The sequence below is a fragment of the Acidovorax sp. AC410 genome, from assembly GCF_979253235.1.
On sequence record NZ_CEEDCG010000001.1, the window covers coordinates 4732654 to 4745240 of the forward strand.

Genomic DNA, 12587 nt, shown 5'->3' on the forward strand with positions numbered 1-12587 from the left:
CTCCAGAGCAGCTACGAAGCCCAGCGAAGAGGTTCTGGCTGGGCGTTCGGTCGCAGGCAGCACGTTAGTACGACAAGACCGAGCAACAACGCCAGAAGGGCTTTTTAGCCGCTCTTGGCTCAGCTCAGTTGCAGGCGATGGTGCCTGGTGCGCCCGCAATCCCCGCATACCGGATCTGGAACGGCTGCGCCAGGTTGATGCTGGACGGGAAGGCCGAGAAAACGGCCTGCTTCTGGGTGGGCGAGGCGATGGTGCCGACGCCCGACCAGCCGCCCTGGGGCGTGAAGAGGGCGGTGCCAGCGTCGTAGGTGTACGGCGACACCGCGACCGAGGTGGTGCCTTGCACGAAGAAGAAGCTGCCGCTCAGAAAGCTCGGGTTGCCCGATGCGGCCGTGAGCAGCATGGTGACCTTCTGCGTCTCGGGGTTCACGCCGAAGTCGGCCAGCAGCATGCCGTTGGCGTTGTTCGACAGCGCGCCGGCGCAGGTGCGGGATGCGGCGGCTACGTTCACCACCTTCACCGTGTAGGTGCTGGTGATGGTCTTGCCCTGCAGCAGCACGCTGGCAGTGAACACGGCGTTCACGTCGGCGGTCTGGCTGGCGGCCAGGAACACGCCCTGCGGCGTGATGGTGCCGGCCGAGGAGGGCACCACGCTCCACACGGCCACGGTGGGGGTCGAGGTGCCGTCGGCATTGCGCACGGCGGCGGACAGCGTGATGGTGCCGGCCTCGTTCACCGTGGTCGGGCCCGAGATCTGCAACTGCGCTGCCGTGCTGGCCGCCACGGCCTGGGGTACGAAGTGCAGGGTTTGCGGGTCCCACTTGAAGGTGACGTCCCACTCGCCCGCGCCGGGCACCTTCAGGCGCTTGACGGTGAAGCTGTCGACCGCGTCGGTCTGGTAGCCCGCGTTGGTGAGGTCGATGTCGATCGCCGCAGATGCGGACATCGACAAGGTGGCGGCCGCAATCGCGGCGCAGATGGTTTTGGGTGATGCCCTCATGAACGAAATCCCTTGTTATCAGTGGTTTTGGGTGGCGGGATCGTAGCCGCCCGGCACCACGCTCTGGGGGCAGCTGTCGTATTGGCGCCAACCCCCGGCAGCCCCGCCAGGGCCTTGCGTTGCAGGGCCTTGCCTCCTGAGTCCACTGGCCTGCTTGATCGCCACAGCCCAACACCCGCGCGGCTTGCAAGGCCGTGCCTTTACCGCCTTGCATGCGCCCCGGCGCGCGCTGCAACCCTTGCCAACCCCTTGAGTCCTGCCATGCAAGCACACACGCAGTTACACCTTTCTCATGCTTCTTCGCGCCTGCACGGCGCGCCAACTGCCCTGACCATGCCTGCGCGCACCATCACCAGCATCCGCGCGGGCGGCCTCAAGTCGCGCGTGGAAAAGCTGTTGCACAGCCAGGCCGGCCAGCCGCTCACGCTGGGCGAGATCGGCGCCGCGCTGGACCTGCCCAAGACCTCGCACCCCGAGATCAGCAGCTGCCTGGCCAAGCTGCGCGAGGCCGGGGCCGTGCAGTCCGCACCCGGCCCTGCATCGAGCGCGCGCGGGCGGCGCCTGGTGCAGCGCTACAGCATCCTGCAGCGGCGCGTGGGGGGCGATGTGCGCGTCTCGGAGATGGATGCGCGCCGGGCACTGGCCATGCACGGCGGATGAATTGCAAGGAGACCCCATGGACGACAGTGAGCACAGCGAAGAAGACCTCCACCTTGTCGAGCTGCAGGCGCCGGGTGGCGTGCCCATGCACGCAGGCGTGTCCGCATCGGGCCTGGTCTACCTGCGCGGCGATCTGCACCCGCTGGGCAGCGCCACGGCCCTCGTCAAGGCAGCGCGCGAGCACGTTCCCTATGCGGCGCTGGGCGCGGTGAACGTGCTCTTTCCGGCCGACTGGCTGCGCGGTGAATGCCTGCACGACGCCGACCGCCTGCGCGTGATTGCCGCGATGGAACGCGTGGTGCGCGGGTCGGTGGCGGCATGAGCGCCAGCGTGCCCGAGGACGGCGTGACGCCGGCCATGGTGGTGCGCGAGCTGGCCAGCATTGCCTTCTTCGACATCCGCAAGATCTTCAACGACGACGGCAGCTTGAAGCGCGTGCAGGAGCTCGACGGCGCCACCGCGGCGGCCATTGCTTCCATCGAGGTGGTGGAGATCGGCCCCGGCGGCCAGTTGGAGCTGGCCAAGAAGTTCAAGTCGCCCGAAAAGCTCAAGGCCCTGGACCTGCTGGGCACGCACCTGGGCATGTTCGCCAAGAAGGCCGACGATGCGCCCGACCCGCTGCGCAAGGCCCTGGCCCAGATGCCCGCCGACCGGGCCGAGGGCATGCTGGCGGCGCTGGAGCTGGTGAAATCGATCAAGGGGAAGTCGCACGGTGGTGCATGAAATGAAACACCCCCTGAGTCGCTTCGCGCCTTCCCCCTCTCTCTCCTCGCTGCGCGAGTCGGGAGGGGGACGCCCCCGGTGCGGCGGGGCGGCCCTTGCACGGGGGCGCTGGTTTGGGCCGCGCCGGGTCCATGCTCTGCGGGTGGCGCGCAGCGCCATGGATAACTGACATGACAGGCCTGCCCGAGGCGCTGGCCCAGGCCTCCATCGAAGAGATCGAGGCCATCGAAGCCCTGCTGCGCGACAAGCTCGCTGGCTGGCGCATGCGCCGCTTCTTTCAGGACGACGGCCCTCTGCGCCGCGCGCTGTATGCGCGGCACCTGGCCTTCTTCAAGGCCGGCGCAACGCACCGCGAGCGCTGCTTCATGGCCGGCAACCGCGTGGGCAAGACCATCGGCGGCGCGTACGAGACGGCCCTGCACCTCACCGGCCGCTACCCCGCCTGGTGGGAGGGCCGGCGCTTTGCGGGCCCCATCCAGGCCTGGGCGGCGGGCAAGTCGCTGGAGACCACGCGCGACATCGTGCAGCTCGAACTCTACGGCCCACCGGGCCAGCCCGGCACCGGCATGGTGCCGGCCGACGACATCGCCAAGGCCCGCCCCCGTGCCGGTGCCAACGGCGCGCTCGACTACCTGTGCGTGCGCCACCAGAGCGGGGGCGAATCGGTCATCGGCTTCAAGTCGTATGACCAGGGCCGCAAGGCCTTCGAGGGCACGGCCCGGCACTGGGTGTGGCTGGACGAGGAGCCGCCGGTGGCGGTGTACAACGAGTGCCTGACGCGCACTGCCACGACGCAAGGGCTGATCGCGATCACCTTCACGCCGCTGGAGGGGGCGACGGAGGTGGTGCTGGATTTTTTGACGAAGGGGGTGGTGGTGGGGGAAGTGGGAGGCGCAGCAGGTGTGGCGTGATGGCTGCTCTGGGGTTTGCTGAAATAGTACGATCACGCCCATGCGTGAATTCCAATTGCTCACCATCGCCGAGTGCCATGCCCACATTGCGCCATTGGTAGACGCGGCGTTGGGGCCACAAGGTTTTGTCAATGTGCGTCCGATGCTGTGGGTGAACAGCAGTGCCGCGCCCATTCGCCGCATCTTTGAGTATTGGCAGCTTGGCAGCGGTTTGTCGCCGCGGTGGGGCTATTCTTTCGACGCCGTGCCCCACCTGGCGGGTGGCAAGCCCAAATGGCACCGCACGGAAAAATCGGCCTTGCTCGATGCCTTTGTAGATGGCCAGGGTGCGGAGCACAACCTGTCCTACATCGGGGGCGTGGATGGGCTGCTGACGGGCATGCCCGAGAAGGTGCACGCGGCAATCGCCCAGGCACAGGCGTTCTGGCAGGCGGCTCCCACACCTGCCCGCGTCTTTGCGCAGGTGATCGAGATGGCCGAAGGGTCGAAGCAGCGCCCTATGCAGCTGCCACTGCACATGGCCGCGGCCATGTGCCATGCCTTCGCGGGGCGCGAAGAGCAGGGGCGTAAGGAGCTGGCGCTCTTCATCAGCCGGGGCAAGGCCAAGGAGGACGCGGTGCCCAAGCTATCGGATATTTTCGAGGGGTGGCTCAGGGATGGTTACAGGCCGGGCGCTTGAAGCACAGAGCCACAGCGCTCGATTGCATGGTCATGCCCGACCAGCCCATCCCACCTGGCGCAAGCGCCCCATGATCCGGGTGGCCATCAAGTTGCTGGCGAGAAAAGCCGGCTCCAGATCCTTCGGCTGACCGCCGACGGCACACCACGCCATCCGCTTTACCTGCCAAGCCATCTGCTGCCGATGGACTACACCCCTGCACAGTAGGTCAGTGCAGTGGTGCACTGCTCGCCCTGCTGCAGATCACTTCACACACCGGTGGGCAGCAGCCTGCCAACCAGGATCCCCCATGAGCAAAGCCATCATCCAGGCCGGCTGGAACGACGTGCCCCACCTCGACGAGAAGACCAAGCAGGAGCTGGCCGAGAGCTACCCCGTGCACGAGCGCGAGGCGCGCATGAACGGCGTGCCCGTGCTGGGCTCGGGCAAGGTGTTCCCGGTGGCCGAGGAGTCCATCGTCGTGCCGCCGTTCGCGCTGCCCGCGCACTGGCCGCGCATCGTGGGCCTGGACTTCGGCTGGGACCACCCGGCCGCAGCCGCCTGGCTGGCGTGGGACCGCGACACCGACACGGTCTACGTGTACGACACCTTTCGCGTGCGCGAGACCAGCGTGGCCATGCAGGCCCCGCTGATCGCCGCGCGTGGCCGCTGGATGCCCGTGGCCTGGCCGCACGACGGGCTGCAGCACGACAAGGGCAGCGGCGAACAACTCGCGGGCCAGTACCGCACCCTGGGCGTGAACCTGCTGCCCGAGCGCGCCACGTTCGAAGACGGCAGCAACGGCCTGGAGGCCGGCATCAGCGACCTGCTCACGCGCATGCAGACAGGGCGCTTCAAGGTGTTCAGCACCTGCGGCGACTGGCTGGAGGAGTGGCGGCTGTACCACCGCAAGGACGGGTTGGTGGTGAAGCTGCGCGATGACCTGCAGAGCGCGACGCGTTATGGGGTGATGATGCTGCGGTTTGCGGTGGTGGAGCCGCGGGGCTCGACCTTGGCGGGAAAGTCTGCCGGGTATGGGGGGCGCAGAGGCGGGTACTGATACGGATTTGCCTTCAACCGTAAACGATAGTTGGTTCGCCTTGCCGTGCTACAGCACTGGCTGCGGTTGCCGTTTATTAATTCAATTATCTATTCATTGAATTATTCAGTTGTGGCAAAATACCTGCATGCACGCCCCTGCCCATCGCCATGCGGGTCCGCTTCGCGATCAACTTCGCACGGGGCCAAAGACCGCCAAGGCATTGGCCCGTGGTCTGCAGGCGAGCCAGCCAACGGTATCCCGGGCGCTGCAGGCTTTGGGCGGTGAGGTGCTGCGCACTGGGGCTGCCCGATCTATTCAATATGCGCTGCGCGATGCCACCCGGGCCGACTTGGTGGCGCCGGTGTTCCGTGTCACCGCCCAAGGCCGGTTGCAAGCGCTGGGCACGCTGGTACCCGTGTGCCCCGAGGGGTTCGTGATGCAGCAGGCGGATGGTGTGCAGGGGCATACCGATGGCCTGCCCTGGTGGCTTTTTGACATGCGGCCGCAGGGGTACCTGGGCCGTGCCTACAACCTGCGGCATGGGCCTGCGCTGGGTTTGCCAGAGCGGCTGAGCGACTGGAACGACGCGCACGTGATGCGCGCTCTGTTGCGCCAGGGAAGGGATCTGCCCGGCAACCTGCTGGTGGGCGATGCCGCGCAGCAGGAGTTCGTGAACAGCAGCCTGCCGCCGCCCATCGCGCTGGCCGGCAAGGCGCAGGCCTATGCCGCCCTGGCGCTGGCCGCAGCCCGGGGTGAGCATGCGGGTTCATCGGCGGCGGGGGAGCAGCCCAAGTTCACCGCCTTTGCCCAATGCGATGGTGATGGTGATGGTGATGGTGCAGGCGCCGAAGGGGTGTCCGCGCATGTGATCGTCAAGTTCAGTTCTGCCGTTCCCAGCCCGGTGAGTGAACGCTGGCGCGACCTGTTGCTGGCAGAGCACCTGGCGCTGCAGTTGCTGGGCGCCCATGGCATTGCGGCGGCGCGCACGCGCGTCATCGACCATGGCGCGCAGCGCTTTCTGGAGGTAGAGCGCTTTGACCGGGTCGGCGTTCTGGGTCGGCGTGGGCTGCAATCGTTGACTGCCCTGGATGCGCAGTTCGTGGGCCGCAGCGGGCGCTGGCCGGAGATGGTGGAGGCGTTGGCACAGGTGCGGGTGGTCGAGCCCGCAGCCGTGCAAGCCGCCAGCCTGTTGTGGGCGTTCGGGACCCTGATCGGCAACACCGACATGCACAGCGGCAACCTCTCGTTCATGGCCGAGCAGGGCCGGCCTTACCAACTGGCGCCGGCCTATGACATGACCCCCATGGCCTTTGCGCCCACGGCCGGGGGCGACCTGCCGGTGCGCCGGCTCGAGCTGAGCATCGGCTCCCAGGTGCCGACGCACGTCTGGAGGCAGGCGCTGCCACTGGCGCGGGCCTTCGTGGAGCGGCTCACGGGCCTTGCCCCTGGCCTTGTGGTGCCGGGTGGGGCAGATGGGGGCTTCAGTGGGGGTTTTTTGGCGTGTATCGATGCCTTGGGTGAGCACCTGGCGTTGGCTGAGGAGCGCATTGGTCGCCTTGCATAGACATCAGGGTCGCGTCTTGCGTGTGCATGAAGAGTTTCCTTGGTGAAGTAATGGCAGGGAAGGGCACGCCATAGCTGTCACGGCCTGGCGGTTCGTCTGCAGGGTTTGCCTGGCTGGACTGTGCAGACGGGCGGTGGAATCCCTTGTGCCTCGGTTGGTGGTGCGTGGTTGCTGCATGCTGTTGCTGGGGGCGGAGGCCGGGTCTCGGCCCGGCGGCCGAGGGCCATTCGACGGGCTGGGGCTTTGGTGATGGCGTGCCTGTGCGTGGTGCGGGAGCCGGGATGTGCGCCCGGCGGCGCACCTACCTTCTTTTGCTTCGTCAAAAGAAGGTAGGCCAAGAAAAGACGACCCCGCTGCCCGTGTCCCCCTCGCCGGAGGCGAGGGGGCAGCCTGCGATGCTCGGGCCTGGGGTGACGCCGAAGAACTCCCTGCGCTGCCTCTGCGAGGCAGCTCCGGTCAAACAGCTTCGGCGAGCCAGACAACGATGCGCGTGTCCTTCGGCACGCGCTCACCCCAGGCCCTGTGCTTCTCGGCACGGTCAGAAGGGGCTGGGTGCGGGCTCCATCCGGGCCATTGCTTCGCTCGGCCTGTGGTCCTTCGCTGCGCTCGGCTCGCCAGAGCGCCCGCGCCCCACATGTCGGCAGCGCGCAGCGCATCCCCGACCCCAGGCGCAGCTGCGCAGCAGCAGCCGTCTTTGTCCCCGCTCCCCACCCCTGCTGGCTGCGCCGAGAAGCGCAGGGGCTGGGGTGGGCGTGTGTGCCGAAGGACACACACGCTTCGTCGTCTAGCTTGCCGATGCTGTCTGAGCGGAGTTCGAAGAACGCAGCGAGTTCATCGGCACCACCCCAGGTCCGAGCATCGCAGGTTGCCCCCGTTCGCCCGACAGGGCGAATGGGGGACGCAGACTGGGGGCCGCCTTCTCTTTGGTGACTTTCTCTTGGCGGCCAAGAGAAAGTTACTGCGCCGCCGGGCGCACACCCCGGCTCCCGCCCTTGGCAAAAGCACGCGGCAACCACACGCACACTGCATCGAGCAACCAGACAGGTTGGCGCGATCCCCGGGGTTGCCGCCTGTTCGCCGCGCATCAAAGCTCACGCCACATGAACATCACGAAAAAACGAACATCACCCCCTGCGCCACTGCCGAGCGGCATCACACCACCCGCAACGCCCTGCCACGCGGCTGCACCACCGGTCTGGCGCTGCGCTGACCCGGCACCGCAGCCCGCGCCGACGGCACCACCCCCGCCTCCAGCCTGAACACCTGCACCGAATCCGTCACCGCCCCCGCAGTGCGCGTCAACCCCTGCGCCGCAGCCGCCACCTGCTCCACCAGCGCCGCGTTTTCCTGGGTGATGGTGTCGAGCTGGCCCACGGCGGTGTTGACCTCGGAGATGCCGGCCAGTTGCTCCTGGCTGGCGTGGCTGATCTCGCCGACCACGGCGCTCACGCGGCGCACGCCCTCGACCACTTCGACCATGGTGGCCTGGGCCGCCTGGGTGCGTTGCTGGCCTTGCTCCACGCGGTGGGCCGACTGGTCGATGAGCTGCTTGATCTCCTTGGCCGCTGCGGCGCTGCGGCCGGCCAGGCTGCGCACCTCGCTGGCCACCACGGCAAAGCCCCGGCCCTGTTCGCCGGCGCGGGCGGCTTCCACGGCGGCGTTGAGCGCCAGGATGTTGGTCTGGAAGGCGATGGAGTCGATCACCTGCGTGATCTCGCCGATGCGGTCGGAGTCGCCCTGGATGTCGCGCATGGTCTGGCCCACGCTGTCCACCGCCTCGCGGCTGCGCGCGGCGGCTGCGTCGGCCTGGCTTGCCAGTGCCGTGGCCTGGCGGGCGGCGTCGGCGCTTTGGCGCACGGTGCCGGTGATCTGCTCCATGGACGCCGCCGTCTGCTCCAGGCTGGCGGCCTGCGACTCGGTGCGTGCCGACAGGTCCAGGTTGCCCTGGGCGATCTCCTGCGCGCCCAGGCGCATGGATTCGCTTTCGTCGCGGGCATCGCGCACGATGGCGCAGAGGTTGAACGACAGCTGGCCCAGCGCCTGCTCCAGATCGCCCAGTTCATCGTTGCGGCCCCGGCGCACGGTGGTCGTCAGGTCGCCGGCCGCGACCCGGTTGGCCGCCAGGGTCAGCGCCGCGATGGGCCCCACCAGCAGCCGCGCCAGGTACCACCAGGCCGCGCCGAACAGCGCCAGCAGCACGGCCCAGCCGGGCGCGCCGGGCAGCAGCATGCCAGTGGTCAGCGAGGCCGCCAGCAAGGCCAGCAGCGCCAGCGCCAGCCGGGCCGACAGGCCCAGTGTGGCCAGCCCGTGCGCCACGCGCCCGGCCAGCGTGTGCCGCACCACGCGGCCCGAGCGCAGCCCGTGCACGCGCCGCCCGGCCTGCTTTTCTGCGCGCATGGTGGCGTACAGCTGCTCGGCCGTGGCGATCTGTGCGCGCGTGGCCTCGGTGCGCACCGACATGTAGCCCACGGGCCGGCCGTCCTGCAGCAGCGGCGTGGCGTTGGCCATCACCCAGTAGTGGTCGCCGTTCTTGCGCCGGTTCTTCACCGGGGCCGACCAGGGCCGGCCCGAGGCGATGGTGGCCCACATGTCGCGAAACGCCTCTTCGGGCATGTCGGGGTGGCGAATCATGTTGTGCGGCTGGCCCACGAGTTCATCGCGCGTGTAGCCGCTCACGGCCACGAAGGCGGCGTTGCAGTGCGTGATGCGCCCCTGCGTGTCGGTGGTGGAAACAAGGGTCTGGCCCTTGGGGACAGCATATTCCTGTCCGGTGGTTGGCAGGTTCAGGCGCATGGGGGAAGGCTCCGCAGGACAATGGAGTCGATTGTGCGGAGACCACGGCCCAGGCGCCTTGACGAAGGTCAAGCTTTGCTTGACGGGCGTCAATCCGGTGGCGCGCGCTGCACCGCTGAGGCCGATTGGCAGCCGACGACTTCCAGGTCCGACAGGCTTCTATGCAGGGCCGCCGCCCTGGCCAAGCAGCTCCAGCGTGCGGGAGTCTCTCTCGCCACCGAAGTACTTCTTGAGCACCGCATCAAACACGGTGTCCGAACCTGGCACTGCGTCGAACAGGGTCATGCTGGAGCGCAGCTTCATGTCGTCGGGCGTACCCAGCACGCTTCGCGCAGAGCTTGTAGCGTCCAGCGCCAGCAGAAGCTGGCAGCACTCTCGCAGCCGGCTGCCCAGGACCGGGTGCTCCAGATAGGACTTCGCCTCGGCACGGGACTGGATGGCGTAGCGTGCCGCCATTTCGCTGTGGCCCAGGCCTTTGTACTGGGGGAAAACAAACCACATCCAGTGCGAGCGCTTCTTGCCGGCCTTGAGCTCGGCCAGCACCCGCTCATGCACAGGCTCCTGGGCGGCCAGGAATCGGTCGAGGACGGGTGGCAGTGGCATGTCTTCATCCTGTGGGGCGAATCGGGGCGACGAAGAGACCTGTGGCGCAATGCCAGTCATTGCGCAGCGGACTGATGCCATGGTACCAACGAAGGCCTTGCACACACAATGGCCGCCGTGGCATGGCCGCAACCCGCCCGCAGCGGCGAGTGGCCGGCCCTGCGGCATCATGCGCGCTGGGATCTATCTCGTCGCGCAACTGCTGCCAGTTCGCAGGGGGCGACGCCCGGTTGCCAAGGCGCTGGCGCAAGGCCTGCGCCACCGAGAGGCTGGTGGGACTGGCCATTGGCCAAGCCCCGGCCTTACAAACCGCAGCATTTGCGCGCTTGCTGCGGCCTGGGCCGTGTGCCACCATGGCCGTCTTCATCCATCCCACACCGCAAGGGACGTGCATGCCATCGCCCAACCTGCAGATCTTTTTCGATGGCCTGAACGAGGCCACGCCCGGCATGCCGTGCTACGACCCGGCGCAGCCCTGGTTCGCGCAGGTCACGGTGGCCAACGCCAACAGCAAGCCCCACTCGCCCTTCGGCCCCGGGGAGTTCGACCCGAACCAGCCCACGGCCAAGGCGGGGGCGTTTCAGGTCTCGTTCGAGGTGTTTGCGGGCACCACGGCCGCCACGGGCACGCTGCACCTGCTGGCGCCTTACAGCGTCGACGGGCTGGAGGCCCACCCGGATGGTGAGGGGTACACGCAGAGCTTTTCCATGCAGCTGCCCAAGGGCATGGCCAAGGACGATTTCGGCGCCAAGCACGGGTTCCGGTTCAAGGTCGACGTGTACCTGGCCGTGCCCGAGTCCAACGAGGACGACAACACCTTCACCTGGGAGAAGGCCCAGACGCCCAAGATGGCGCCCATTGCCCTGCCGGACAAGCTGACGCCGCCGAACCCCTTCACCAACCTCCAGTTCAACGACTTCAAGGCCGTGCCCGGTTCGCGCAACGAGCTGGACGTGCTGGTGAAGAACGTGGGCAGCGAGACCTCCCACCAGGTGGAGCTGCGCCTGACCATCATGGGGCCGCCCACGCCGTCCAGTCCGCTGGGCAGCGTGCTGGACTTCGCGTTGGCCAACTCCACCAACATCCCCAGCGGCGGCACCACCTGGGTGCGCTTCAAGGCGCAGCCCGACTTTGTGGTGGCGCGCGCGGACCTGCCGGCACGGGCCTTCAAGACCCTGCAGTCCGCACCCGGCGCCCGGCGCTTTCGCCAGGTGCAGCCAGGCAGCAGCAGCGCCAGGGGGTTGAGCGGCCAGACCATCCCGCGTTTTCTGGTGGTGGACAAGGACTTCGACTTCGTGCCGCTCAAGCCCTTCTTCATCGAGATGCGCAACGAAAAGGTGGCGTTTGGCGAAAGCCCCGCAGGTGGCCGCAAGCGGCCCAAGGGGGGCGGGCCGATTGCGATTCCGCAGAAGTAAGTAGGCAGGCAGGCAGGTAGGTATGCAGGACCTGCCGCAGGCCTGGAGCGGCCAACAAAACTCAGCGAAGCGGTTCTGGCCAGGCGCTGCGTCGCAGGCAGTACGAACAGTACGACAAGACGCAGCAACGACGCCAGAAGAGCTTTGTTAGCCGCTCTTAGCCCGCCGCCCCGGCGGGCGCCTGCAGATCCAGGTACTCCACCCCGAACTGGCCGGCCTGGCCTGCGTGGAGCGCATGGGCGTCGATCTCGGCCAGGATCTCCAGCGTGGCGGCGCGTGCGCTCAGCAGGCACCAGTCGCCGGGCAGGGCCGGCACCACCGGCTCCGCTTGCGCTGCCGTGGCGGCGCAGGATTCTTCCAGCGCGGCCAGCAGCGCGGCGCGTGGCGGCTGGTGTACCGCAAAACCCTCGTTGGCCATGGCGGCGACCCTTATGCCCAGGGCGTCGCACAGGCGCTGCTTGGCGGGCATCTCGTGCATGGCCAGGTGGCGTGCCTGGTCGATCAGCGCGTGTGTGGCCTCGTCCACCAGCCGGCCCGCGCGCACGAAGGCGGGACCGCGCGCATCCCAGGCCTCGGGCGGGCAGGCCTTGGACTCTGTGCCCAGCGGCTCGAAGGGGTTGATCGATGCCGGGTAAATGCGGCAGACCAGCGGCCGCTCGGCATAGATGGCGCAGCGCTGCTCGTCCATCAGGTTCGGGCAGCGGCCCGGAAACGACGCGGCCAGGATCACGCCCACCCGCACCGCCATTGCCGCGCTCGCTGCGGCAAAGCTGCGCTGGCGCCGGTAGGCGGCCAAGGCATCGCCGGCGGGCGGCTCGGCAGGCCAGACGACCGCGTCGCACAGCAGGTGGACATCGCCGCCGCGGCGCAGCCAGGCCATGGCTTCGTGCATGCCCAGCGGCACCCGGTGGCCCTGGCAGCACCGGCCGCATTGCGTGCATGCGAAGTTCAGCTGCACGGGCGGCTTCTCGGTTGTGGAGGACTACCCTGTGACCATGCCGCCCGCATCCAGGGCCGGCGGGCGCAGCAGGTCCTCGTTGATGCCCATGACCTGGCTGGCATGCTCCACCGCGCGCCACAGCGCAGAGGGCATCTGCAGAATCTCCTCGGGGGAGGCCGAGCGCGCAATCCAGGCGCTGATCTGGGTGTGCTGGTCGCGGGTGAGCAGGTCCAGGCTCAGCATCTCGTCGATGGTCTTCATGGGCGGTTTCTTGAATC

General features: G+C 68.1%; 13 protein-coding genes. 8 read left to right on the top strand and 5 right to left on the bottom strand.

Annotated features, from left to right (window positions below):
* Positions 1-124 precede the first annotated feature (124 nt).
* Positions 125-1000, bottom strand: a complete 876-nt coding sequence (locus tag AC0IZS_RS21960) for a hypothetical protein (protein WP_471637567.1) — start codon at positions 998-1000, stop codon at positions 125-127.
* A gap of 333 nt (positions 1001-1333) precedes the next feature.
* Here AC0IZS_RS21960 and AC0IZS_RS21965 point away from each other — a divergent pair, with 333 nt between their 5' ends.
* The 7 genes from AC0IZS_RS21965 (at position 1334) to yjjJ (ending at position 6558) form a co-directional block, all read left to right on the top strand.
* On the top strand, positions 1334-1660 hold the full coding sequence (locus AC0IZS_RS21965) for a hypothetical protein (RefSeq protein ID WP_471637568.1): 327 nt from the start codon (positions 1334-1336) through the stop codon (positions 1658-1660).
* Between the two features lie 16 nt (positions 1661-1676).
* Entirely contained in the window at positions 1677-1982 is a 306-nt protein-coding gene (locus tag AC0IZS_RS21970) for a hypothetical protein (RefSeq protein ID WP_471637569.1), read from the top strand.
* Positions 1979-2383 carry a terminase small subunit gene (locus AC0IZS_RS21975; protein ID WP_471637570.1) on the top strand — a complete coding sequence of 135 codons (405 nt, stop codon included), beginning with the start codon at positions 1979-1981 and terminating at the stop codon, positions 2381-2383. Before AC0IZS_RS21970 ends, AC0IZS_RS21975 begins: the two co-directional genes overlap by 4 nt.
* A 170-nt stretch (positions 2384-2553) precedes the next feature.
* Positions 2554-3294: a terminase large subunit domain-containing protein gene (locus tag AC0IZS_RS21980; protein ID WP_471637571.1), complete on the top strand. Its 741-nt coding sequence runs from the start codon at positions 2554-2556 to the stop codon at positions 3292-3294.
* Positions 3295-3334: 40 nt separating this feature from the next.
* Positions 3335-3973 carry a hypothetical protein gene (locus AC0IZS_RS21985; RefSeq protein ID WP_471637572.1) on the top strand — a complete coding sequence of 213 codons (639 nt, stop codon included), beginning with the start codon at positions 3335-3337 and terminating at the stop codon, positions 3971-3973.
* Positions 3974-4262: 289 nt separating this feature from the next.
* A complete protein-coding gene (locus tag AC0IZS_RS21990) occupies positions 4263-5012 on the top strand; it encodes a phage terminase large subunit family protein (RefSeq protein ID WP_471637573.1) in 750 nt (249 codons plus the stop codon).
* 127 nt (positions 5013-5139) lie between these two features.
* A complete protein-coding gene (gene yjjJ, locus AC0IZS_RS21995; RefSeq protein WP_471637574.1) occupies positions 5140-6558 on the top strand; it encodes a type II toxin-antitoxin system HipA family toxin YjjJ in 1419 nt (472 codons plus the stop codon).
* Between the two features lie 1152 nt (positions 6559-7710).
* Here yjjJ and AC0IZS_RS22000 read toward each other — a convergent pair.
* On the bottom strand, positions 7711-9351 hold the full coding sequence (locus AC0IZS_RS22000) for a methyl-accepting chemotaxis protein (protein WP_471637575.1): 1641 nt from the start codon (positions 9349-9351) through the stop codon (positions 7711-7713).
* A 159-nt stretch (positions 9352-9510) separates the two neighbouring features.
* On the bottom strand, positions 9511-9954 hold the full coding sequence (locus AC0IZS_RS22005; RefSeq protein WP_471637576.1) for a DUF1810 domain-containing protein: 444 nt from the start codon (positions 9952-9954) through the stop codon (positions 9511-9513).
* Between the two features lie 392 nt (positions 9955-10346).
* Here AC0IZS_RS22005 and AC0IZS_RS22010 point away from each other — a divergent pair, with 392 nt between their 5' ends.
* The gene (locus AC0IZS_RS22010; protein ID WP_471637577.1) at positions 10347-11369 is read left to right on the top strand and encodes a hypothetical protein; all 1023 of its coding nucleotides are present in this window, start codon (positions 10347-10349) and stop codon (positions 11367-11369) included.
* Positions 11370-11526: 157 nt separating this feature from the next.
* On the opposite strand, the gene AC0IZS_RS22015 is transcribed toward AC0IZS_RS22010, so the two are convergent.
* Together AC0IZS_RS22015 and AC0IZS_RS22020 are read right to left on the bottom strand one after the other, a co-directional pair.
* Entirely contained in the window at positions 11527-12327 is an 801-nt protein-coding gene (locus AC0IZS_RS22015) for a YkgJ family cysteine cluster protein (RefSeq protein WP_471637578.1), read from the bottom strand.
* 24 nt (positions 12328-12351) lie between these two features.
* Positions 12352-12570 carry a hypothetical protein gene (locus tag AC0IZS_RS22020; protein ID WP_322592758.1) on the bottom strand — a complete coding sequence of 73 codons (219 nt, stop codon included), beginning with the start codon at positions 12568-12570 and terminating at the stop codon, positions 12352-12354.
* Positions 12571-12587: the final 17 nt, after the last annotated feature.

What these genes read in the sequence shown, in the direction of transcription:
- AC0IZS_RS21960 (WP_471637567.1), bottom strand. Translation starts at nt 1,000, where the DNA reads ATGAGGGCATCACCCAAAACCATCTGCGCCGCGATTGCGGCCGCCACC.
- AC0IZS_RS21965 (WP_471637568.1), top strand. Translation starts at nt 1,334, where the DNA reads ATGCCTGCGCGCACCATCACCAGCATCCGCGCGGGCGGCCTCAAGTCG.
- AC0IZS_RS21970 (WP_471637569.1), top strand. Translation starts at nt 1,677, where the DNA reads ATGGACGACAGTGAGCACAGCGAAGAAGACCTCCACCTTGTCGAGCTG.
- AC0IZS_RS21975 (WP_471637570.1), top strand. Translation starts at nt 1,979, where the DNA reads ATGAGCGCCAGCGTGCCCGAGGACGGCGTGACGCCGGCCATGGTGGTG.
- AC0IZS_RS21980 (WP_471637571.1), top strand. Translation starts at nt 2,554, where the DNA reads ATGACAGGCCTGCCCGAGGCGCTGGCCCAGGCCTCCATCGAAGAGATC.
- AC0IZS_RS21985 (WP_471637572.1), top strand. Translation starts at nt 3,335, where the DNA reads ATGCGTGAATTCCAATTGCTCACCATCGCCGAGTGCCATGCCCACATT.
- AC0IZS_RS21990 (WP_471637573.1), top strand. Translation starts at nt 4,263, where the DNA reads ATGAGCAAAGCCATCATCCAGGCCGGCTGGAACGACGTGCCCCACCTC.
- yjjJ (WP_471637574.1), top strand. Translation starts at nt 5,140, where the DNA reads ATGCACGCCCCTGCCCATCGCCATGCGGGTCCGCTTCGCGATCAACTT.
- AC0IZS_RS22000 (WP_471637575.1), bottom strand. Translation starts at nt 9,351, where the DNA reads ATGCGCCTGAACCTGCCAACCACCGGACAGGAATATGCTGTCCCCAAG.
- AC0IZS_RS22005 (WP_471637576.1), bottom strand. Translation starts at nt 9,954, where the DNA reads ATGCCACTGCCACCCGTCCTCGACCGATTCCTGGCCGCCCAGGAGCCT.
- AC0IZS_RS22010 (WP_471637577.1), top strand. Translation starts at nt 10,347, where the DNA reads ATGCCATCGCCCAACCTGCAGATCTTTTTCGATGGCCTGAACGAGGCC.
- AC0IZS_RS22020 (WP_322592758.1), bottom strand. Translation starts at nt 12,570, where the DNA reads ATGAAGACCATCGACGAGATGCTGAGCCTGGACCTGCTCACCCGCGAC.